Origin of the sequence: Pseudomonas sp. GZD-209 (assembly GCF_049310485.1) — a bacterium.
GTDB classification, from domain to species: Bacteria; Pseudomonadota; Gammaproteobacteria; order Pseudomonadales; family Pseudomonadaceae; genus Aquipseudomonas; species Aquipseudomonas sichuanensis.
In genome coordinates this window covers 24,309-46,482 of sequence record NZ_JBMOWQ010000034.1, presented here as the reverse complement: position 1 = coordinate 46,482, position 22,174 = coordinate 24,309, and the positions used below count along the sequence as shown (strand labels likewise).

Sequence of the window (22,174 nt, the reverse complement as noted above, 5' to 3'; positions counted from 1 at the left end):
GCAGCCGGTGCCAGGCCCCGCTCAAGCAGCCGCTTCTTCGCTCGCCGGCGCGGCCTGGGCCTTCTTCGCAGGCTTGAGCCGCGACACGCCGAACAGCACCAAGGCCAGCCCGGCCACCTGGTACAGCGAGATGTTTTCGCCAAGGATCGCCCACGAGGCCAGCACCGTGAGCACCGGCCCCAGGTTGCCCACCGCCGCGGTATGGGTCGGGCCCAGGCGCTGGATCGCCAGGGCCACCCAGTAGATCGGCAGTACCGTAGAGAACAGCGCCATCAGCGCCGCGTTACCCCACACCACGCCCGGCAGCGCGAACAACGGCGCCACGTCCGCCACCATCAGATAATGGGCCAGCACCATCAGCGATGATGCCGTGCCGCACAACCCGGCCAGACGCATCGAGCCCATGCGCTTGAGCATCATGCCGGTACCCGAGTAGTACAGGGCATAGGTCACCGCGCTGGCGAACACCCACACCGAGCCAAGCACCACCTGGCCGCCCACGCCCGAGACGCTGATGTCGTGCACGAAGGCGATGCCCAGCCCCAGGTAGCACAGCCCCATGGCCGCCAAGGTGCGCACGGAGGGGCGTTCGCGCTGGGCGAACGCCTGGATCAACAGCACCAGGGTCGGGTAGGTGAACAGGATCAAGCGCTCAAGGCCGGCGCTGATGTACTGCAAGCCATAAAAGTCGAACAAGCTTGCGAGGTAGTAGCCGAACAGCCCGAGCAAGGCCACGCGCCCGCCGTCGCCCCAGGTCAGCGACTCGCCATCCTTGCCCCGGCTGGACCAGACCAGCCAGGCGAACAGCGGCAAGGACAGCGCCATGCGCATGGCCAGCAGGCTGATGGCGTCCACGGGCCCCGCAGCATAGGCGAGCTTGACGAAGATAGCCTTGAAACTGAAACCCAGCGCGGCGAGCACGGCGTACAGGCTGCCGTTGGCGAGGGCGCGGTGGAGCGGGGCGGGCAGGGTCATGGCAGGTCCGTGGCAAAAAGTGGCGTGGCTTATTCTGAATAGAACGCCGACTGGCTAGAATCGCTTTTTCTCGAACATGGCCTTCTGATTTGGAGAAGTCATCGTGCACTTCGATCTGCCCGACCTGCGCCTGCTCGCCGCCATCGCCGCCACCGGCAGCCTGAGCAAGGCGGCAGCGACCTTCCCGGTGGCGGTGTCGGCCGCCAGCACCCGCCTGCGCCTGTTCGAGGAGCGCTGCGGCCTGACCCTGTTCATCCGCAAAACCGACGGCATGCAACTGACCCCGGCCGGGCGCCTGGTGCTGGAGTCGGCGCGCGGCGTGCTGGGCGAGGCGCAGAAACTGCACGACACCTTGAAGGAACTGGCCGGGCAACGGCGCATCACCCTGCACCTGGCGGCCTCGACGGTGACCAACAGCACGCTGCTGCCGGCGGTGCTCGGGCCATTCCTGGCCGACTACCCGGAGGTCGACCTGCAAATGGTCGAGCACAAAAGCGTGGATGTGCTGCGCGTGGTGCAGGCTGGGGACTGCGAGATCGGCGTGTACGACGGCCACCTGGTCAGTGATGACCTGGTGTCGCTGCCGTTTCGCACCGAACGCCTGGTGCTATTGGTGCCGAACGACCATCCGCTGGCCGGGCGCGAGCAGTTGCGCCTGGCCGATGCGTTGGGTCATCCGTTCGTCTGCCTGCCGGCCGAGCGGGCCATGCAACGCTTTGTCGAGGAGCTGGCAATGAAGCTGTCCATGCCTCTGAAGGTGCGGGTGCGCGCCCCGAGCTTCGAGGCCATCGCCCAGCTGGTGGCCCAGCGCGCCGGCATTGCCATGCTGCCAGAGACTGCCGCGCTGCGGGCCCAGCAGGAGCTGGCAGTGCACCGCGTGGAGCTGGAGGAGCGCTGGGCGACATTGGAGCTGCGCATCTGTTTCCGTGGCTGGGAGGCCCTGAGCTCTCACGGGCGGCAACTGGTGGGCTTTCTCTGCGACCAATGAGCTTGCCAGGCCTTGCCTGACCGGCGCACCTGTCTTTTTTGTCAGTAGGCGAGTGGTAGCGCCGAGGCTAGGGTGGGGTGGCTACGTCAACTGGAATAGCGCAGGAGCTTGGCCATGGTTGCGATGAAGGGCGTGCAGGTTGACAGTCAGTACGGCACCGGTGGGCAGGCCAAGCTGCCAGCTGACTTCTACAACAAGTGGGACCAGGCATTCGCTTACTGCCAGTGGAGTGCGGGCAACGGCGAGACAGTCTTGCCGTGCGTCCCGTTCTACCCAGGTGAGTATCCCTATCTGATCCGTATGAAACCTGACGGTACATGGGACGAGACGCTGGGCGATCAGGGTTACAAAGTGCTGAACCTGTCGACCAAGGACGAGGGCATCGTCAGGCTGCGGCGCTTTGTCCAGGTACCGGAACAGCAAGGGGGCGGCTTTGTCGGTGTATCCCTGTACGAGATTCCGGTCGCCAGGCAGGGTGTTCCAGGCACGGCCCGCATGATCGCGGTAATACGCCTAGATGCCAGCCTGGACCTGGTGCCGAGTTTCGGTGAGCAAGGTATCAGCAAGCCGGCCTTTGAGCCGAGCTGGTTCGACGGCTGGGAGCAGCAAGCGCCGGCCCAGCGGTCCAGCGCCGTCTCCAGGGCAGATGCGCACCCGGTGAATCGCCAGGTGATGCCCAGGCTCGACAGCCTCGTGCCGCAACTGACGTTCAAGGACAATCGCCTGCAGGTGGTCTTCGCCGGCATCCTCAGTACAGCGGATCCTGACTCGGGTGTGATCAGCAGCCGTGTCACCGACTGGCTGGCACTGCAAGTCGACCTGCAGGACGGGCGTGATTGGCGTGGGGGCAGGCTAGCGCGTGCGCAGGCGTCACCGCCTCTGGCATTGATCAATGCGGTGTTTCTGGGGGATGGGCGTGTCGTGGTGGCCGGTATCCTTGCAGAGAATGTCGGCGCGCTGGCCTGCTATCTGCCAGACGGCACCTTGGATCAGCGCTTCGGCGCTGACGGTTCGGGGGTCATACGCTACACCGGGTATCCCGAAGTCTTCACAGGCAACGGCAGCCGCTTGATCGTCGCCGAGCATCTGCCCACGGCCTTGCAGGTGCATGGCCTGTTGGCCGATGGGGCGACCGACCCCTCGTTCAACAGCGGCGCGCCATTGCGCCTGAATGCCACAGGTTCGATCAGCTTTGAATATGGGTATTCCTGCATCGACGAGGAAGGTGCGTTCGTCCTGATCACCCGGGACAACTCCGATGTGGTCAGCGCCCGGGTCACGGCGTCGGGTGGGCTGGACACGCTCTATGGCAATGAAGGGGGATATTTCCATGACCGGCACCCCGCATACGCGTTCGCGGCGGTGACGGCGGCCATTTCGCAGGGCTTCGTGCTCAAGGTGCCGGGGGCGCTGATTCGCTGGTGCTATACCAAGGTGGCCCAGCATCGGCATCGGGGCCATGTACGGCTATGGCAAGCCGTACTGCGTTGGCTGGGCTGGTAACCCTGCTGTGGGAAGGATTCTTGCGCAGGGCGTTGCTGGATCTGGCGGTGATCCCCGGTAGACTGTCGCAACCGTCAATTCGTATGAATATCGGTGCTGGACAGGTGCCATCGTTTGGATATCATCCTGCCCAGCAGACGCCCCTCACACCCTTTACACTCAACCTTCGCACCGGTTTACACAGGCCCCACCGTCCATGGCGTTCGACGCGTCCACCATCCTCACCCTCACCATCGCCCTCGCGGCTGCCGCCGCCCTGTACCTGGCGGTGGAGTGGAGCAGCGTGCGCGAGTCTTCGCTGCTGTGCTGGAGCGCCAGCTTCGCCATCATCAGCGTCGGTTCTTCCCTGGCCCTGCTGCGCAGCAGCGGCTACCTGTTCATCGGCGTGTGGTTTGCCAACGGCATGTTGATCAGTGCCCACTGGCTGTTCCTGCTGGGTGTGTCGCGGTTCACCGAAACGCGCCTGTCGCGGGCCTGGTACCTGATCATCCCGGCCTGGCTGGCCATGTTGCTGTTGCCGGACTGGCCGCAGTGGTCGAAGACCTTATTGGTGGTCCAGTCAAGCATGATCGCGCTGCTCACCCTGCAGGCCAGCTGGCTGCTGCGCCCCCATGGCAAATCGTTCAGCGTCGGCGCGGTGCAGCTGCGTTACATCCTGCTGTTCCACGGCCTGTTCTACCTGGGCAAGACCCTGCCGGCGCTGCTGCCGGGCACGCTGATCGACCTCAGTGCCTTCCGCGGCCAGATCATCCAGATCTCTTTGGTGGAGGGTGCGATGGCGATCATGCTGATCGCCCTGTCGATGACCGGCACCGTGCGCTATCGCCGCGAAGAGCGCATCGAGCGCCTGGCCGCGCGCGACCCGCTGACCGCGCTGTACAACCGCCGTGCTCTGGAAGTGCGGGCGCCGGCCCTGTTCAAGGAAGTCTCGCCCGAGCGCCCCGGCGCCTTGCTGCTGATCGACATCGACCACTTCAAACTGGTCAACGACCTGCACGGGCACGGCGCCGGCGATCGCCTGTTGATCGCCCTGAGCGAGATGATCCGGAGCTTGCTGCCGGAGCGGGCGATTGCTGCGCGGTTGGGCGGCGATGAGTTCGTGATCCTGCTGAGCGATGCGTCACGGGTACGCATCGAGGCACTGGCCGAGGCCTTGCGCCAGCAGTTCCAGCACACCGCCGCGCACACCTGCGCCACCCCCGAAGCGGTGACCCTGAGCATCGGTGCCCACCTGTTCGACCGCCCGCCGGCCAGCCTGGCGGCACTGATCGAGCAGGGCGACCGGTTGCTGTATGCGTCCAAGCGTGCCGGGCGCAACAGCTTGCAGTTGATGGATGGATCGCGCAGTACTGTCTGACCAGGCTTCAGATCAGGCCTTTTTGCAGTGCCTCGATGAAGGCGCTCTCCGCGCGGCTCAGCCGCTGCTCGCGGTTCCACAGCAGGTGAATATCCACATCGGCGATCCCCTCCAGCGGCGGCAGCTTCCACAAAAGCCCCGCCGCCACATCCGGCGCCACCACATGCTCGGGCAGGCAGCCAATGCCAAAACCGGCGATCACCAGGCGCCGCACTTCCTCCAGGCTCGGCGATGAAGCGACGATGCGCCCGGCAAAGCCTTGCTGGTCACGGAAGATGGTCAGCGGCGAGAGCATCCCGCCGATCTGGTCGCTGGTGAAGCTGACGAAATTCTCCCGCTGCAGGTCGCTCTGGTGCTGGCCGAACAGGGCATGGTGCTTGCCGCAGAAGAACGCGTAGCGCTGGCGCAGGAACAGGCGCTGCTCCAGGCGCGGCTGTGGCCGGCGGTTGAGGCTGAGCCCGGCGGTGGCGGTTTTTTCCTGCAGCGCCGCGACGATGTCCGAGCTGCGCATCACGTCGATCTCCAGCTCCACCCGCGGGTGCTGGCGGTGGAAGTCGGCCAGGCAGTCATCGAGGCGTTCGCTGACGACACGGCTGATCATCAGCAGGCGCACCTTGCCCACCAGTTCGTCCGCCGGTTGCTCCAGCAGGCCGCCGATCTGCGACATCTGCCCGTACACCTCGCCGGCCAGTTCGAACAATTGCTCGCCCACCTCGGTGAGCACGAAGCGCGGCCCACGGCGGGCGATGAGCTGGCGCCCGAGTTGCTCTTCCAGGCGTTTGAGCGCTTGGCTTACTGCCGGTTGCGTCAGGTGCAGGCGGGCGGCGGCGCGGCTGATCGACAGCTCCTGGCCGATTACTCGGAAGGTACGCAGCAGGTTCCAGTCGAGTCGGTCGTTGAGCAGGCGGTCGGGCATGGCGGGCTCTTTATAAGCAGGGTTAATACTTCGAATAATAAATAGAAAATTGACTAATCATAGGGGCGAGCCGAAAAATCACCTTCATCAGGGCTGCCGCCATCGCGGGGCAAGCCCGCTCCCACGGGGTTTCACAAAGTCTTGGGGGGGGGGGCTTGCCCCGCGATGATGGCCCCCAAGGCGCCAAAAGAGCGCAACCGTGACCCACCCACTCCTGCCAGAACAACAAACAAAGGAGCCACCCCATGAAGCCCGCCGCTTCGCCCCAACCGCGCCGTGCCGCCGCCGCCGCGTTCATCGGCACCATGATCGAGTGGTACGACTTCTACATCTATGCCACCGCCGCCGCCCTGGTGTTCGGTGCCTTGTTCTTCCCCTCCGACAACAGCTTGTTCAGCACCATGGCCGCCTTCGGCACCTTCGCCGTGGGCTTTTTTGCCCGGCCTTTGGGCGGCATCGTCTTCGGTCATGTGGGCGACCGCATCGGCCGCAAGAAATCCCTGGTGATCACCCTGGTGATGATGGGCGTGGTCACCGTGTGCATCGGCCTGTTGCCGACCTACGCGCAGATTGGCGCCACCGCGCCGGTGCTGCTGGTCCTGCTGCGGGTGGTCCAGGGCATCGCCGTGGGTGGCGAGTGGGGCGGGGCGGTGCTGATGGCCGGCGAGCATGCGCCCAAGGGCCGGCGCAATTTCTTCGCCTCGTTCGCCCAGCTGGGCAGCCCGGCCGGCCTGATCCTCTCGCTGCTGGCCTTCGGCGTGGTCACCCGCCTGCCGGAAGAGGACCTGATGAGCTGGGGCTGGCGCGTGCCGTTCCTGGCCAGCGCGGCCCTGTTGCTGGTGGGCCTGGCGATTCGCCTGGGGGTCAACGAGTCGCCCGAGTTCCTCGCCAGCCGCGAGCAGGCGCACAAGGCGCAGCGCAAGGAGCAGGCACCGGTGCTGGAGGTGTTGCGCACCGCCTGGCGCCCACTGCTGCTGTGCATCGGCGCCAACACCCTGGGCATCGCTGGGGTCTATTTCACCAACACCTTCATGATCAGCTACACCACCCAGCAACTGCACCTGGAGCGCTCGCTGATCCTCGAATGCCTGTTCTTCGTGGCGATCATCCAGTTCTGCGTGCAGCCGCTGGCAGCCTGGCTGTCGGAGAAGCTCGGCGCCACGCGCTTCCTGGCCCTGGTGGCGCTGTTGGCGATGGCCTCGCCGTACCCGATGTTCGTGCTGGTCGGCAGCGGCCAGGCCTCGCTGATCGTGCTCGGCATCGCCCTGGCGGCGGCGTGCATGGCCTCGTTCTACGCGGTGATCGCCGGCTACGTCAGTGGCATGTTCGAAACCCACGTGCGTTACACCGCGATCTCCCTGGCCTATCAGGTGTGCGGCGCCATCGCCGGAGGCCTGACCCCGCTGATCGGCGCCTGGCTGGCCCACAGCTTCACTGGCCAGTGGTGGCCGATGGCGCTGTTCTACAGCCTGATCGCCTGTATTTCCCTGGTTTGCGTGCTGGCCCTGGCGCGCCAGTACAGCCGTAGCCAGCAGCTCGAACTGGCCTGATTCCCTGATTTGTCTGGAGTACCTGCAATGTTGAAAAGCAACGGCGAACGCCTGTGGGCGAGCCTGATGGCCATGGCCGAAGTCGGCGCCACCGCCCGTGGCGGCAGCTGCCGCCTGGCCCTGAGCGACGAGGACAAGGCCGGTCGCGAACTGTTCGGCCACTGGTGCCGCGAGGCCGGGTTGAGCCTGAGCGTGGACGCCATCGGCAACCTGTTCGCCCGCCGCGAGGGCGTTGAGGTGGATGCTGCGCCGGTGATGATGGGCAGCCACCTCGACACCCAGCCCGAGGGCGGTCGCTTCGACGGTGTGTATGGCGTGCTGGCCGGGCTGGAGGTGGTGCGCCGCCTCAACGACCTCGGCATCCGCACCCGCAAGCCGCTGGAGATCGCGGTGTGGACCAACGAGGAGGGCGCGCGTTTCACCCCGGCCATGTTCGGCTCGGCGGTGTTCACCGGCAGCCTCGACCTGCAGCAGGCCCTGGCGATCCGCGATGCCGACGGCATCAGCGTGGCCGATGAGCTGGCGCGCACCGGTTACGCCGGCCAGCGCCCGCTGGGTGGCAAGGTGGACGCCTATTTCGAGGCCCATATCGAGCAGGGCCCGATCCTCGAGGACAACGCCAAGGCGATCGGTGTGGTCAGCGGCGGCCAGGCCATACGCTGGCTCGACGTGACCGTGGAAGGCATGGCCGCCCATGCCGGCACCACGCCGATGGCGCTGCGCAAGGACGCCCTGTACGGCGTGGCGCGGATGATCCAGGCCGTCGAGCAACTGGCCGGCGACTTTGCCCCCGAGGGCCTGACCACCGTGGGCGAGCTGGACATCGCCAAATCCTCGCGCAATACCATCCCCGGCCGGGTGCGTTTCACCCTCGACCTGCGTCATCACCGCGACGAGGCCATCGAAGCCATGGAGCGCAATATCGGCTTGCAGTTGCAGGCCATTGCCCGTCAGCGCGGCCTCAAGGTCACGGTCGAACGCCATTGGGTCAGCCCGGCCACGCCGTTCGACGCCGACTGCGTGGCGGCGGTGCAGCAAGCCGTGGACGGGCTGGGCTACAGCCAGCAAACCATCGTCAGCGGCGCCGGCCACGACGCCATCCTGCTGGCGCGCTACTGCCCGACGGCAATGGTGTTCATCCCTTGCGTCGGCGGCCTGAGCCACAACGAGGCCGAGGACGTGTTGCCCGAAGACGCCCGCCAGGGCGCCGACGTACTGCTCAATGCCGTGCTGGCCCGTGCCGGCCAGGTTGCCGAAGGAGACGCCTGATGCGCTGCTATTTCCACCCCGAACAGCTGCTGCACCACCCGCGCAGTTACTACTCCCGCGGCGCCATGCGCACCCCGCAGGAAGTCCCCGAGCGCGCCCGGCGCCTGCTGCAGGCCGCCAAGGGCCTGGGCTTCGACATCCGCCAGCCTGACGACGCAGGTCTTGCGCCGCTGAAGGCCGTGCACGGCGAGGCGTACCTGCGCTTTCTCGAAGAAGCCCATGCACGCTGGAAGGAAGTGCCCGAGGACTGGGGCGACGAAGTCATGTCCAACATCTTCGTCCGCGAACCCAACGCCCTGCGCGGCATCCTTGCCCAGGCCGGGCGCTACCTGGCCGACGGCAGTTGCCCGGTGGGCGAGCAGACCTGGCGCTCGGCCTACTGGTCGGCGCAGAGTGCCGTTGCCGGGGCCAGGGCGATACTCGACGGCGAACCCGCCGCCTACGCCCTGTGCCGCCCGCCAGGCCACCATGCCCGCTTCGATGCCGCGGGCGGCTTCTGCTACCTCAACAACGCCGCTGTCGCCGCCCAGGCCCTGCGCAGCCGTTACAGCCGGGTAGCGATCCTCGACACCGACATGCACCACGGCCAGGGCATCCAGGAGATCTTCTACGACCGCAGTGATGTGCTGTATGTCTCGGTACATGGCGACCCGACCAATTTCTACCCGGGCGTCGCCGGTTTCGAGGACGAGCGCGGCAGCGGCGCGGGGGAGGGCTACAACCTCAACCTGCCCATGGCGCATGGCGCCAGTGAGGATGATTTCATGGGCCGGCTGGAGGTGGCGTTGGCTGAAGTGAAGGACTTTGGTGCCGAAGTGCTGGTGTTGTCGCTGGGGTTCGATATTTACGAGTTGGACCCGCAGAGCAAGGTGGCGGTGACCACTGAAGGCTTTGCCCGGTTGGGTGAGCAGATTCGTGGGTTGCGCTTGCCGTGTCTGATCGTGCAGGAGGGGGGGTATCACCTGGAGAGTCTGGAGGCGAATGCGCGGGCGTTTTTTGCGGCGAAGGAAGACTGGCGCTAGCGGCAGACGATAAATCCCATGGCCTGATCCTGATTACCTAAGGCCAGCGGTGTGGCGCCCAAGAGTCTGTCTTGAAATCATATGTGGGCCACCAGGTGCCAGGCGACAGTCTTGCAGCGCTCTTGAGATCGAGCGCCGCCCGCGCGGCGCTTCGCGGGTAAACCCGCTCCCACCGTTTGTTTCGGGCCAGTCTCTCCTGTGCCATTACCTGGTCCGCCTTGTTGGTACGACGCGGTTTCAGTGTGGGCGTTGTCGCCGCCCCGCATGACTCAAGGCATGCACAAAGGCAGGCGCCGGTACTTTCACAGGAATAATTGGCCCGAAACAAACGGTGGGAGCGGGTTTACCCGCGAAGCGCCGCGCGGGCGGCGCTCGATCTCCAGGGCGCTGCAAATCTGTCGCCTGGCACCTTGCCGCCCACATGCAATCTGCAGCCAGGCCCTTGCCAGCCCCAGCCTATCAATCAGATTTCACACCTTCCCTGTAGTCCATTTCCCAAAGATAATGCCCGCGCACTTTTTCCGTTGCGGTGGCAATTTCCGCCTACTAGTCTCGCCGGGTCGCTGCACATCAGCGACATGGCTTTGACAGGCCGCTACGGGGTGATCGCATGGCTAGTCCTTCAACGGCGGCTGTGCGTAGGGCACGCTCGCGTGCGCCGGTTACTGATCAACTCCGCCGGTCTGTCAACCTACGTACAGCTGTCACCACCTGTTTGACAGCAGGTTGGTGGTAGCCCGACCCAAGGAGTAGATCAATGCTTAAAATTGTCCCCGACCCACCCCATTCCAACGCCTTCCTCGAAGACACCCTGGTCCAGATCAGCGAACACCTGCACTGCGCCCTGGCCGTCGCCCATCAATCCGTCCTGCTCTGCACCAAGTCCCCCGGCTCGATGCTGATGCTGGCCGCCGTGCACGAGATGGAAACGCTGTGCTCGCTGCTGGAATCGGCACTGGCGCAGGTGCAACGGGCGGCGATGCCGCAGCCCTTGCATTGAGGCCGAGCCCGTTCGCCAGCGAACGGGCCGTCACACCCAACGCAATGACTTCGAGGATTACGGTATGACCACGGACAACCCAACACCTCCCACCACTGCCGGCAAGACCCGCTTCTGCCAGGGACAAGACAACCCCCAGCCGCTGTTTCGCATCGAACCGGGCATACCCTGCAATCACGCCCGCGAACAGGCCTCTGAACTGCTGGATTGCGTGCGCCACCTGACCCTGCTCGGGGTCATGGAGGAAGATCCGCGGATGGTCTGGGCGGCGTATTACCTGAGCGCCATGGCCAAGGCGTTGCTCGATGACGCCGAGCTGGGTTTGGTGCATTGAGCCGGTGATAGGGGCGTTTGGCGACCTATCGGGCGACAGGGTGTTTGTCGGGAGAGATGCAGTGTCTGGGAGATCGAGCGCCGCCCGCGCGGCGCATCGCGGATGAATCCGCTCCTACATTTGTTGCAACGTGCCGCACCTGTGAGGCCATGGTTGCCAGCCTTGGCGCATGGCGTGAGTCAGGCGGGGCGGCAGAAGCGCTGCCGGCGATGACAGCGAGGCGGGTTTAAACCCCGCCTCGGCGCACATGTTTGACCAACACCTTTTCCAGCAACTCCCACATCGCCGGGTCGGTACTGAACGCCACATTGAAGCGCATCCACCCAGTGGCCTTGGCATCGACCATGAACAGCTGCCCAGGGCCGAGCATGATGCCTTTCTCCAGGGCATCATCCAGCAGCGCCGCGCTGTCCGGGATCGCCGCATGGCGGGTCCAGATATACATCCCTTCATCCGACTCGATGAACAGCTCGAACCCCAGCCGATGCAGGTGCCGGCCCACCTCCTGGTGGGCCTCGGCCAGGCGCTGGCGCAGGCGCTTGAGGTGTTTGCGCCAGCGGCCATCGATGATCGCGGCGTACACCACGCGCTCCATCACCTGCGAAGTGGTCAGCCCCGAACGCATCTTCAAGTGCAGCAACTGCTGCATCAGTTCGGGGTTGGCCAGCAGGTAGCCGACGCGCACGTTGGGCGAGATGCTCTTCGAATAACTACCGACGTACACCACCTGCTGCAGGTGGTCGAGGCTGGCCAGGCAGGGCAGCGGGTCGGTGATCATGTCGGCGTACAGGTTGTTTTCCACCAGCCGGAAACCGTGGCGGCTGGCCAGTTGCAGCAGGCGGTGCAGCTGGGCCAGCGGGGTGCGCGAGCAGGTCGGGCTGTGCAGGTGCGGCTGGGTGAAGAAGGCGGTGGGCTGGTGGTGCGCCAGCAGCCGCTCCAGATGGTCGAGGTCGTAGCCGGCCGGGGTGCGGGGCACGCCCACCAGCGTTGCGCCCTGGGTGCGCAGGATGCTCATCAGGTTGGGGTAGCCAGGGTCGTCCACCAGCACCACATCGCCAGGGCGCACCAGGGTGCGCACGGCAAGGTCCAGGGCCTGGCTGGCGCCGTGGGTGAGCATCAGTTGCGCCGGGTTGGCGACGATCGACAGTTCCTGCTGCAGGTTCTGCGCGGTCAGGGCGCGCAGCTCCGGCAGGCCCATCGGGTCGCCGTAACCGGACAGTTCCAGCGGGCTGCCGGCCACCTGGCGCATGCCGCGGCGCAGGCCTTCCTCGTACATCCAGTCGTTGGGCAGCCAGCCGCAGCCGGGCTTGAAGGGCAGTTGGCGGGTCTCGAAGATCTGCTGCAGGTACCACTCGGAATTGAACGTCGGGCGGGTGCTGTCCGTCTCGATGTTGGCTTTATCCACCAGCTCGTTCGCCGCACGATTGACGAAGAAGCCCGCATTGCCCTTGCTCACCAACAGGCCCTGGGCCACCAGGCGGTCGTAGGCCTCGACCACGGTGAAGGTGCTCACCGAGTAGGTGGCGGCAAAGGCACGGATGGACGGCACCTTCGCCCCCGGCTTGAGCGCCTGGCTGTCGATCAGCGCGCGCAGCCCGTCGATGATCTGATTGACCAGCGGGGTGGAAGAGTCCGGGTGTAGCTGGAGCATTCGGGGTGCCTTCGGGGTGCGTAACGCCAAGCGCCGGCCGGGAATTCGGGGTGTATTGCATCGGCGGCCTGTACAGTGCAGTACAGATTTCGCACCGCTGTGCATGGCTCAAAGTGTTCGACATTTTTACATTACGTGTCAGAAATCGCCAACACAGCACGAACCAGCGTCATGAATAATCATAAATTCGCTGCTTTACCGTCGGGGTTCGCCTCGCACCTTCTTTCTGCCCGGCCGGCCGCCTTTGGTTCGGACCCAGCATGGTTCAGTTCGTTCAGAGGGCAACCTCTGGCCGCGTAAGCAGGCCGCCACGGATGGCCTGCGTGTGCTCGCGCACACCTCCCTGCCCGCATTTGCACTGATGTACAGGTGAGACCGATAACCATCGGGGTTTCACAGTTTTTCCTTGGATAAAAAGAAGCACGGGGTAAATAACTGATGGACGCAACATCCACATCCACCACCGCGAACGACGGGCACGAGAGCAAGCTCAGTGCCTCGCTCAAGTCGCGCCACCTGACGATGATGTCCATCGCCGGGGTGATCGGCGGCGCACTGTTCGTCGGTTCCGGCAGTGTCATCCACAGCGCCGGCCCGGCAGCCGTCCTGGCATACCTTGCCGGCGGCATCCTGGTGGTGCTGATCATGCGCATGCTCGGCGAAATGGCGACTTCCTCGCCCGACACCGGCTCGTTCTCCACCTACGCCGACCGCGCCATCGGCCGCTGGGCCGGCTTCACCATCGGCTGGCTGTACTGGTGGTACTGGGTGATCCTGATGGCCTGGGAAGCCTACGTGGCGGGCAAGATCCTGCACGGCTTCTTCCCCGACGTGAGCGTCAACGTGTTCGTGCTGGCCACGACCTTGCTGCTGATCACCGTCAACTTCTTCAACGTCAAGCACTACGGCGAGTTCGAGTTCTGGTTTGCGCTGATCAAGGTGGTGGCGATTGTCTGCTTCCTGGTGGTGTGCACCGCGGCGGTGATGAACGTCTGGCAGTTCGGTGAAGTGCGTGGCATCAGCCACCTGACCGCCGAAGGCTTCATGCCCAACGGCATCACCACGGTGATCGGGGCGTTGCTGGGGGTGATGTTCGCCTTCCTGGGCGCCGAGATCGTCACCATTGCCGCCTCCGAAGCGAAGGATCCGGCCACCCAGATCGTCAAGGCCACCAACTCGGTGGTGTGGCGCGTGTGCCTGTTCTACGTCGGCTCGATCTTCCTGATCGTCTGCCTGGTGCCGTGGAACGATCCGCAGCTGGGCGTCTCCGGCTATGGCGCTTACCGCCGTACCCTGGAGCTGCTGGGTGTGCCGTACGCTGAACTGCTGATGAACTTCGTGGTACTGACCTCGGTGAGCAGCTGCCTGATCTCCGGCCACTACACCGCTTCGCGCATGCTGTTCTCCCTGGCCCAGCGTGGCGATGCGCCGCGCCTGTTCAAGTTCACCCGCACCGGCACCGGTGTACCGGTGAACGCGATCATCGGTTCGTGCCTGGTGGCGGTGTTCTGCGCACTGATCAACTTCAGCGACACCCTGCGCCCGAAAGACGTGCTGGACACCCTGATGAACACCACCGGCATGATCGCCTTGCTGGTGTACCTGGTGATCGCCTTCTCGCAGCTGCGCATGCGCCGCAAGCTGATTGCCGAAGGCAAGGAAGTGCGCCTGAAGATGTGGCTGTTCCCTTGGCTGACTTATCTGGTCATCGCCTTCATCGTTGCCGCCCTGGTAACCATGGCCTTCATGCCTGACTACCAGATCCTGGTGATCTCCACCGGCATCGCTGCCGCCGTGGTGGTGGCCATGGGCGTAGTGCACCAGATCCGTAGCGCCAAGCGCGCGTAAGCGCCGAGCGTTGCACAAGACGGCCGGGCCCTTTGCGGGGTCCGGCCGTTTTCGTTCAGCGCACTGGGCCTGCGTGGTCGAAGCGCAGCGCCTGGTTGGGGCCAAGGCGCACATGCTGCCCGCCGCTGTCGAGCTCGGCACTGCCGGCTTGCAGTTCGACGTCGGATTGCCCGCCCTTGCGCACCAGTGCCAATTGTCCGTCCCGGGTGGCCAGGGTGCCGTGATCGGTGACCAGCAGGAAGGGCCGTGGGTCGTCATCGGCCACCTCGACGTAGAGCCCGCCTTGCAGCAGCGTCAGGCGCCGTTGCTGGGTGTCGTATTCCACGTCCACCGCGCTGTCGGGCTGCAGCACCAGCAGGCTGCCGTCCTCCAGGTGGCGGGTCAGTTGCTGGCTGGCGGTGGTGCGCAGGTCGGCCAGGTCGAAGCCTTGGCTCATCCATGGCGAGCCAAGCAGGGCGGAGGCGGCGACCAGTGCGAGCAAGATCAGGGGCAGGGTGGTTTTCATCGATGTGCGCATGCAGGGACAGACTTGCAGCATAGTCATTCGGTTCCGGCGCTCCACTGGGCGAATGGCTTATGCTGCACACATCCGCCACGCAAGGAGCCACACAATGGCCTGGTCCGCCACTCAGTACTCGCTGTTTGAAACCGAACGCACCCGCGCCGTGCGCGACCTGCTCGCTGCCGTGCCGCCACGCCCGGTGCGCCATGCCACCGACCTGGGCTGCGGCCCGGGCAACTCTACCGAAGTGCTGTTGCAGCGCCACCCCGATGCGCAGGTGACCGCGCTGGACAGCGACCCCGACATGGTCGACAAGGCCAGGCAGCGGCCGCGCCTGAGCATCCCGCGGGTGCGCTGCGAGATCGCCGATATCGGCGGCTGGGCGGCCCCCGAACCCCAGGACCTGATCCTCGCCAACGCCTCGCTGCAGTGGGTGCCCGACCACGCCAGCCTGTACCCGCACCTGGTACGCCAGCTCAGTGAGGGCGGCAGCCTGGCGGTGCAGACCCCGGACAACCTCGACGAGCCCGCGCACCGGCAGTTGCGCGACATTGCCAGCCAGGGGCCGTGGGCCGACAAGTTCGCCGACTTCAGCTTGCCGCCACGGCACAGCGCGGCGTTCTATTACGACCTGCTCAGCCCGCTGTGCGCGCGGGTGGATGTGTGGCGCACCACTTATCATCACCCGCTGCCCGGTGGTGCCGAGGCGGTGGTGGAGTGGTTCAAGGGTTCGGCGCTACGGCCTTATCTGGCGCGGTTGGACGAAGGGCAGCAGGCGGATTTCCTGCAGCTGTACTTGCAGGCGATGCAGCGCGATTACCCGCCGGCCACTGACGGCAAGGTGCTGCTGCCGTTCCCGCGGCTATTTGTGGTGGCGACGCGTTAGGCGCCAGAGCACGTAGCCGTATACGCCGAGGTTGAGCAGCAACACGACGGCGCCTAGCCATAGCTGGATCTGTGGGGTGAGCCCGGCGGGGTAGATCAGGGGCCAGATGTAATGTTCGACGAAACCGCCTTGGTAGCCGGCGCTGCCGGCGGCGGCGCGCAGGTGGTTTTCCCAGTTGGTCAGTGGGCACTGCAGGTGCAGGCCCTCCACGGCCAGGCCCCAGGCGAGGGCGGGGAGGTGGAGGATCAGGGCTTTGCGGCGCCAGAGCACCAGCAGGCCGCCGAGCAGGACCAGGAGGATGAAGGTCAGATGGAGCAGGACTAGGGCGTCGGCGGCCAGGCGGTAGAGCATGGGGTGGGCTCGGGGGGGAGGGGGCTTAGCATAAATCAGATGTGTGTCTGGGAGGGTGCTGTTTTTTAAGATGGGTGCGGTTTAAGTTTGAGTTGCTTGGTTGCTTGGTTGCTTGGTTGCTTGGTTGCTTAGTTGTTTGGCTGGGTATTCTGTTGCTTTGGTTTTGATAGTTGTATGTGCATTCATTTGTGATGTCGACGCGAAGTCACCTTTCCGCCCTTACGGCGGGTTACTTTGGTCTTGGCCAAAGTAACCAAAGCCGCTCGCTCCCATCATACGGCCCCTACGCTGCGCTTCGGGGTCCCTTCGCTCCGGCGTCCTGCGGGCCCGCGCGGCCTCCGACTTGCTGCGCAAGTCTACATCTCGCGCCTTCGGCTGCGCCGAAGGGTGCTGCGCACCAGGGCCCTCCAGACGCCTGCGCTCAGCCTCCTGAAGTCGCGAAGTTAGGGGCGGCGCCTGGGTTGGCGTTAGCTGTCGCTAGTAGGGTTAGTTGGGATCTCTGGATTGCAATCGCTGGCAAGCCAGCTCCCACAGGTTAGTGCGAACTTTTTGACTTGCGCTGTACCTGTGGGAGCCGGCTTGCCGGCGATAGGGCCCGAACAAACAACACATAAACAACAGCCAAACCTAGATAGCCGTGTCACTGCTCTTGCTCTTGCTCTTGCTCTTGCTCTTGCTCTTGCTCTTGCTCTTGCTCTTGCTCTTGCTCTTGCTCTTGCTCTTGCTCTTGCTCTTGCTTCTAAGCGCGCAATAGTCCAGGCAACACAAATTGCGACTTCAGGAGGCCGAGTGGAGGTGACTGTAGGGCCCTGGTGCGCAGCACCCTTCGGCGTAAGCCGAAGGCGCGAGATGTAGACTTGCGCAGCAAGTCGTAGGCCGCGCGGGCCCGGAAGGCACCGGAGCGAGGGGACCCCGAAGCGCAGCGTAGGGGCCGTATGATGGGAGCAGGCGGCTTTGCCTACTTTGGCCAAGACCAAAGTAACCCGCCGTAAGGGCGGAAAGGTGACTAAAAGTCGCCATCGCCGCCGAATGCGCATACATCTATCAAAACCAACACCCTGAAGGCCGAAGCTATCAAGCCGCCAACCGCCCCCCCGCAATCGCCTCCGAAGCCGCCAGCATCGCCCGCAACAACACCGCACACCCCGCCGCCAAATCCCCAGGCGTAGCATTCTCGATCTCGTTATGGCTGATCCCCCCCTCACAAGGCACGAAGATCATCCCCGCCGGCCCCAGCTCCGCCAAAAAAATCGCGTCATGCCCGGCCCCACTGACAATATCCATGTGCGCCAACCCCAGCGCCGCCGCCGAATTACGCACTGCATCAACGCAGACAGGGTCGAAATACAGGGCCGGGAAGTCGGCAGTCGGCGTCAGCTCATAGCTCAGCCCATGCTTCGCCGTGGTCGCCTCGATCACCCCGCGTACCTCGGCGATCATCGCGTCCAGCTGCTCGCCCTGCAGGTGACGGAAGTCCAGGGTCATGCGCACTTCACCGGGGATCACGTTGCGCGACCCCGGGTAGGCCTGCAGGCAGCCGACCGTGCCACAGGCATGGGGCTGGTGGGCGAGGGCGGTGCGGTTGACCGCCTCGACCACCGCGACGGCGCCGACCAGGGCGTCCTTGCGCAGGTGCATCGGGGTGGGGCCGGCATGAGCCTCGACGCCGCGCAAGGTCAGGTCGAACCACTTCTGCCCGAGCGCGCCGAGCACCACGCCGATGGTCTTGGCCTGGTCCTCGAGGATCGGCCCCTGCTCGATATGCGCTTCGAAGTAAGCCCCCACCGGATGCCCGAGCACCGCGCGCGGGCCGGCATAGCCGATGGCGTTCAGCGCCTCGCCAACGCTGACGCCCTGGGCATCGCGCTTGGCCAGGGTCTCTTCCAGGGTGAACTTACCGGCGAACACCCCCGAGCCCATCATGCACGGGGCGAAGCGCGAGCCTTCCTCGTTGGTCCATACCACCACCTCCAGCGGCGCTTCGGTTTCCACGCCCAGGTCGTTGAGGGTGCGGATCACCTCCAGCCCGGCCATCACCCCGAAGCAGCCGTCGAACTTGCCGCCGGTGGGTTGGGTGTCGATATGGCTGCCGGTCATCACCGGTGGCAGTTTGGGGTTGCGCCCCGGGCGACGGGCGAAGATATTGCCGACCCCGTCGACCGTCACCGTGCAGCCCGCGGCTTCGCACCATTGCACGAACAGGTCGCGGGCCTGGCGGTCTAGGTCGGTCAGCGCCAGGCGGCACACACCGCCTTTCTGGGTGGCGCCGAGACGGGCGAGGTCCATCAGCGATTGCCACAGGCGTGCGCTGTCGATGTGGTGCTTGCTTGATTGCAGGACTTCCTTGGCGAGGGTAGTCATGGGTGCCTCCTCAGGTTCTTTTGTCGGGCGGTTGCGGCCCCATCGCGGGGCAAGCCCGCTCCCACGCAGGGAGCGGTACGTTCAGGGCAACGGCTTGGCCAGCCGCGCCGGCCCGCGCACCGCCACGCCGCCCAGGGCGTAGTAGAGCCCGCCACCCAGCAACGAACCGGTGAACCAGCCGTAGTCGTAGAACCAGCTGAAACTGCTGTTGCCGATGGCCATCACGGTCAGCGCCACCGGCACGCCGAAGGCGGCAAAACCGGCCCAGTTCCACGCCGGGTACACGTCGTCGCGGTACAGCCCGGCCAGGTCCAGCTGCTGGCGCCGCACCAGGAAGTAATCCACCACCATGATCCCGGCGATCGGCCCGAGCAGGCTGGAGTAGCCCAGCAGCCAGTTCGAATACACGCTCTCAAGGCTCAGGTCGGAGACGATCCAGCCGAGCTTCTTGAGCAGCTCGTGGCCCATCAGCGCCAGGCCGATGAAGCCGGTCAGCCACACCGCGCGGCTGCGCCCGATCAGGCGTGGGGCGATGTTCTGGAAGTCGTTGGTGGGCGAGACGATGTTGGCCGCCGTGTTGGTCGACAGCGTGGCGATGATGATCAGCGCCATGGCCAGCGCCACCCAGCCCGGGCTCTGGATATGGCCGATCAGGCTGACCGGGTCGGACACCGTCTGGCCCACCAGCGAGGCCGAGGCCGCGGTCATGATCACCCCCAGCGAGGCGAACAGGAACATGGTCAGCGGCAGGCCGAAAATCTGCCCGAGGATCTGGTCCTTCTGGCTTTTCGCGTAGCGGCTGAAGTCGGGGATGTTCAGCGACAGGGTGGCCCAGAAGCCGACCATGGCGGTGAGCCCGGCGCAAAAATAGCTGACCACGCTGGCACCTTCGGGGCGCTTGGGCGGTTGTGCCAGCAACTCGGTCATGGACATGTGCGGCATCGCCCAGAACAGCAGGCCGATACCCACCGCCACCAGCAGCGGCGCCGACAGGGTTTCCAGCCATTTGATCGACTCGGCGCCACGCAGCACCACCCACAGGTTCAGCGCCCAGAACAGCATGAAGCCGATCACTTCGCCGGTGCCGCCCAGTGCCTTCCACTCGGGGAACAGCGAGCCGAGGAACAGGTGGATGGCCAGCCCGCCGAACATCGTCTGGATACCGAACCAGCCACAGGCCACCACGGCGCGGATCAGGCAGGGCACGTTGGAGCCGAAGATGCCGAACGACGAGCGCAGCAGCACCGGGAAGGGGATGCCGTACTTGGTGCCGGGGAAGGCGTTGAGGGTGAGCGGGATCAGCACGATCAGGTTGGCCAGCAGGATCGCCAGCAGCGCCTCGCCCACGCTCAGGCCGAAGTAGGCGGTGAGCACGCCGCCGAGGGTGTAGGTGGGCACGCAGATGGACATGCCCACCCACAGCGCGGTGATGTGCCACTTGTTCCAGGTGCGTTGGTGCACTTTGGTGGGGGCGATGTCGTGGTTGTAACGGGGGCTGTCGAGCACGTCGCTGCCGGCGTCGAGTTCGAACAGGCCATGCTGCTCGACCACTTGTGATCTGCTTGGTTGCATGGGGCCTTCTCCAGGGGTTTTTTCTTGTTGTTTGCTCATCGGGCTAATGCGATGGCCGGAGTACACACACCACCAGTACTGCACCTGCGGTCCGGCCATGGCGGTTGTGGCCGGGGTTACAACAACCGTGCCGAGTTGGCCTTGGCCATTCCCGGTGGTCGCTGCTGACCGCAGGTAACTTACTGACTTGCAAAAGCATTCCTGATTGCGCCTGGCGCGTGCGAATAACGTTGACGCCGACACCGGCCAACACACCGTGATTCAAAGCGGTGCGGCCCGGCATATCCGCTGCGCTGCCTGCGCTTGGCCAGCCGTTTTTAAACAGCTGAATTTGCGTAGAAAATCTTGACCAAATTTGCATCCTGTCAAGTGCGTCAAAATGGTGAAGGGCTGTTCCGTTTTGGTGATTAGTGCAATTAATTCATATAAATCAATAAGATAAAATTTTGAGTATTTGCATATATTTTTTCTTGATGAATGTCAGAACCGCAACTAGCCTCGATTCTTGTCAGGCCTGACAGGATTGACCGAAACCCGCAGGCACTGGCCCATGAAAATTCCAAGAACCGGCCAGAAAGACCGGTCAGCCTGCGAGGAAGACGGCATGTCCCTGTTGATCCGTGGCGCCACCGTGGTTACCCATGAAGAAAGCTACCGCGCCGATGTGTTGTGTGCCGACGGCGTGATCCGCGCCATCGGTGAAAACCTCGAAGCACCCACCGATTGCCAGGTGCTCGACGGCAGCGGCCAGTACCTGATGCCCGGCGGCATCGACCCCCACACCCATATGCAATTGCCGTTCATGGGTACCGTGGCCAGCGAGGACTTTTTCAGCGGCACCGCCGCGGGCCTGGCCGGCGGCACCACCTCGATCATCGATTTCGTCATCCCCAACCCGCAGCAGTCGCTGCTCGAAGCCTTCCACACCTGGCGTGGCTGGGCGCAGAAGAGTGCGTCCGACTATGGCTTCCACGTCGCCATCACCTGGTGGAGCGAGCAGGTCGCCGAAGAAATGGGGGAGCTGGTGAGCCAGCATGGGGTCAACAGCTTCAAGCACTTCATGGCCTACAAGAACGCGATCATGGCCGCTGACGACACCCTGGTGGCCAGCTTCGAGCGCTGCCTGCAACTGGGCGCGGTGCCCACCGTGCATGCCGAAAACGGCGAGCTGGTCTATCACCTGCAGCGCAAGCTGCTGGCACAAGGGCTGACCGGGCCCGAGGCGCACCCGCTGTCGCGCCCCTCGCAGGTTGAAGGGGAGGCCGCCAGCCGCGCCATCCGCATTGCCGAAACCCTTGGCACGCCGCTGTACCTGGTGCATGTGTCCAGCCGCGAGGCGCTCGACGAGATCACCTATGCACGGGCCAAGGGCCAGCCGGTGTACGGCGAGGTGCTGCCCGGCCACCTGCTGCTGGACGACAGCGTTTACCGCGACCCGGACTGGGCCACCGCCGCCGGCTACGTGATGAGCCCGCCGTTCCGCCCGCGCGAGCACCAGGACGCACTGTGGGGGGGCCTGCAGTCGGGCAACCTGCACACCACCGCCACCGACCACTGTTGCTTCTGCGCCGAGCAGAAGGCCATGGGCCGCGACGACTTCAGCCGTATCCCCAATGGCACGGCCGGCATCGAGGACCGCATGGCGGTGCTGTGGGACGCCGGGGTCAACAGCGGGCGCCTGTCGATGCACGAGTTCGTCGCGCTGACCTCTACCAACACCGCGAAGATCTTCAACCTGTTCCCGCGCAAGGGCGCCATCCGCGTTGGCGCCGACGCCGACCTGGTGCTGTGGGACCCACAGGGCACGCGCACCATCAGCGCCCAGACCCACCACCAGCGAGTCGACTTCAACATCTTCGAAGGCCGCACGGTGCGCGGCATCCCCAGCCACACCATCAGCCAGGGCAATGTGCTGTGGGCCGACGGCGACCTGCGCGCCGAGCCGGGGGCAGGGCGCTATGTGGAACGCCCGGCGTACCCGTCGGTGTACGAGGTGCTGGAGCGCCGGGCCGAGCGGCACAAACCGACGCCAGTTCAGCGCTGATCCCGTGGGAGCGGGCTTGCCCCGCGAAGCGAGCATCGCAGTGTG

The 22,174-nt window shown here is 64.9% G+C and carries 19 protein-coding genes; 11 read left to right on the top strand and 8 right to left on the bottom strand.

Annotated features, from left to right (window positions below):
- Positions 1–21: 21 nt before the first annotated feature.
- The gene (locus tag ACO6VM_RS05930) at positions 22–975 is read right to left on the bottom strand and encodes a DMT family transporter (protein ID WP_401058446.1); all 954 of its coding nucleotides are present in this window, start codon (positions 973–975) and stop codon (positions 22–24) included.
- Positions 976–1,078: 103 nt separating this feature from the next.
- Here ACO6VM_RS05930 and ACO6VM_RS05925 point away from each other — a divergent pair, with 103 nt between their 5' ends.
- The 3 genes from ACO6VM_RS05925 (at position 1,079) to ACO6VM_RS05915 (ending at position 4,823) form a co-directional block, all read left to right on the top strand.
- Positions 1,079–1,963 carry a LysR family transcriptional regulator gene (locus tag ACO6VM_RS05925; protein ID WP_401058448.1) on the top strand — a complete coding sequence of 295 codons (885 nt, stop codon included), beginning with the start codon at positions 1,079–1,081 and terminating at the stop codon, positions 1,961–1,963.
- A 114-nt stretch (positions 1,964–2,077) separates the two neighbouring features.
- The gene (locus ACO6VM_RS05920; protein WP_401058450.1) at positions 2,078–3,466 is read left to right on the top strand and encodes a hypothetical protein; all 1,389 of its coding nucleotides are present in this window, start codon (positions 2,078–2,080) and stop codon (positions 3,464–3,466) included.
- A gap of 196 nt (positions 3,467–3,662) precedes the next feature.
- Positions 3,663–4,823 (top strand): GGDEF domain-containing protein, encoded by a 1,161-nt coding sequence (locus ACO6VM_RS05915; protein WP_401058451.1) that lies wholly within the window; start codon positions 3,663–3,665, stop codon positions 4,821–4,823.
- A 7-nt stretch (positions 4,824–4,830) separates the two neighbouring features.
- Here ACO6VM_RS05915 and ACO6VM_RS05910 read toward each other — a convergent pair whose 3' ends face one another.
- Positions 4,831–5,739: a LysR family transcriptional regulator gene (locus ACO6VM_RS05910; RefSeq protein WP_401058453.1), complete on the bottom strand. Its 909-nt coding sequence runs from the start codon at positions 5,737–5,739 to the stop codon at positions 4,831–4,833.
- A gap of 245 nt (positions 5,740–5,984) precedes the next feature.
- Between ACO6VM_RS05910 and ACO6VM_RS05905 the strand changes: the two genes are divergently transcribed.
- The 5 genes from ACO6VM_RS05905 (at position 5,985) to ACO6VM_RS05885 (ending at position 10,914) form a co-directional block, all read left to right on the top strand.
- The gene (locus tag ACO6VM_RS05905; protein ID WP_401058454.1) at positions 5,985–7,289 is read left to right on the top strand and encodes an MFS transporter; all 1,305 of its coding nucleotides are present in this window, start codon (positions 5,985–5,987) and stop codon (positions 7,287–7,289) included.
- Between the two features lie 27 nt (positions 7,290–7,316).
- On the top strand, positions 7,317–8,558 hold the full coding sequence (locus ACO6VM_RS05900; protein WP_422402914.1) for a Zn-dependent hydrolase: 1,242 nt from the start codon (positions 7,317–7,319) through the stop codon (positions 8,556–8,558).
- Complete coding sequence (locus ACO6VM_RS05895) at positions 8,558–9,580, top strand: histone deacetylase family protein (protein WP_422402913.1); 1,023 nt, start codon at positions 8,558–8,560, stop codon at positions 9,578–9,580. The genes ACO6VM_RS05900 and ACO6VM_RS05895 overlap by 1 nt, the downstream gene beginning before the upstream one ends.
- 757 nt (positions 9,581–10,337) lie before the next feature.
- Positions 10,338–10,580, top strand: a complete 243-nt coding sequence (locus ACO6VM_RS05890) for a hypothetical protein (protein WP_422402912.1) — start codon at positions 10,338–10,340, stop codon at positions 10,578–10,580.
- Between the two features lie 64 nt (positions 10,581–10,644).
- On the top strand, positions 10,645–10,914 hold the full coding sequence (locus tag ACO6VM_RS05885) for a DUF3077 domain-containing protein (protein ID WP_401060998.1): 270 nt from the start codon (positions 10,645–10,647) through the stop codon (positions 10,912–10,914).
- A 226-nt stretch (positions 10,915–11,140) separates the two neighbouring features.
- Here ACO6VM_RS05885 and ACO6VM_RS05880 read toward each other — a convergent pair whose 3' ends face one another.
- A complete protein-coding gene (locus ACO6VM_RS05880; RefSeq protein WP_401060996.1) occupies positions 11,141–12,565 on the bottom strand; it encodes a PLP-dependent aminotransferase family protein in 1,425 nt (474 codons plus the stop codon).
- Positions 12,566–13,003: 438 nt separating this feature from the next.
- On the opposite strand from ACO6VM_RS05880, the gene ACO6VM_RS05875 reads away from it, so the two are divergent.
- Positions 13,004–14,413: an amino acid permease gene (locus ACO6VM_RS05875; protein ID WP_401060994.1), complete on the top strand. Its 1,410-nt coding sequence runs from the start codon at positions 13,004–13,006 to the stop codon at positions 14,411–14,413.
- Between the two features lie 55 nt (positions 14,414–14,468).
- Here ACO6VM_RS05875 and ACO6VM_RS05870 read toward each other — a convergent pair whose 3' ends face one another.
- Positions 14,469–14,918: a FecR domain-containing protein gene (locus ACO6VM_RS05870; protein ID WP_401060992.1), complete on the bottom strand. Its 450-nt coding sequence runs from the start codon at positions 14,916–14,918 to the stop codon at positions 14,469–14,471.
- A gap of 106 nt (positions 14,919–15,024) precedes the next feature.
- Between ACO6VM_RS05870 and tam the strand changes: the two genes are divergently transcribed.
- On the top strand, positions 15,025–15,801 hold the full coding sequence (tam, locus tag ACO6VM_RS05865; protein ID WP_401060990.1) for a trans-aconitate 2-methyltransferase: 777 nt from the start codon (positions 15,025–15,027) through the stop codon (positions 15,799–15,801).
- Here tam and ACO6VM_RS05860 read toward each other — a convergent pair.
- From ACO6VM_RS05860 to ACO6VM_RS05845, 4 genes are all read right to left on the bottom strand, one after another.
- Positions 15,778–16,152, bottom strand: a complete 375-nt coding sequence (locus ACO6VM_RS05860; RefSeq protein ID WP_401060988.1) for a DUF2784 domain-containing protein — start codon at positions 16,150–16,152, stop codon at positions 15,778–15,780. The two genes, tam and ACO6VM_RS05860, sit on opposite strands and share 24 nt — an antisense overlap.
- 627 nt (positions 16,153–16,779) lie before the next feature.
- Positions 16,780–16,920 carry a hypothetical protein gene (locus ACO6VM_RS05855; RefSeq protein WP_422402911.1) on the bottom strand — a complete coding sequence of 47 codons (141 nt, stop codon included), beginning with the start codon at positions 16,918–16,920 and terminating at the stop codon, positions 16,780–16,782.
- A 306-nt stretch (positions 16,921–17,226) separates the two neighbouring features.
- The gene (locus ACO6VM_RS05850) at positions 17,227–18,513 is read right to left on the bottom strand and encodes a Zn-dependent hydrolase (protein WP_401060433.1); all 1,287 of its coding nucleotides are present in this window, start codon (positions 18,511–18,513) and stop codon (positions 17,227–17,229) included.
- Between the two features lie 81 nt (positions 18,514–18,594).
- The gene (locus tag ACO6VM_RS05845) at positions 18,595–20,085 is read right to left on the bottom strand and encodes an NCS1 family nucleobase:cation symporter-1 (protein ID WP_401060431.1); all 1,491 of its coding nucleotides are present in this window, start codon (positions 20,083–20,085) and stop codon (positions 18,595–18,597) included.
- 604 nt (positions 20,086–20,689) lie between these two features.
- On the opposite strand from ACO6VM_RS05845, the gene hydA reads away from it, so the two are divergent.
- Positions 20,690–22,129: a dihydropyrimidinase gene (gene hydA / locus ACO6VM_RS05840; protein WP_401060429.1), complete on the top strand. Its 1,440-nt coding sequence runs from the start codon at positions 20,690–20,692 to the stop codon at positions 22,127–22,129.
- The last annotated feature ends 45 nt before the right edge of the window (positions 22,130–22,174 follow it).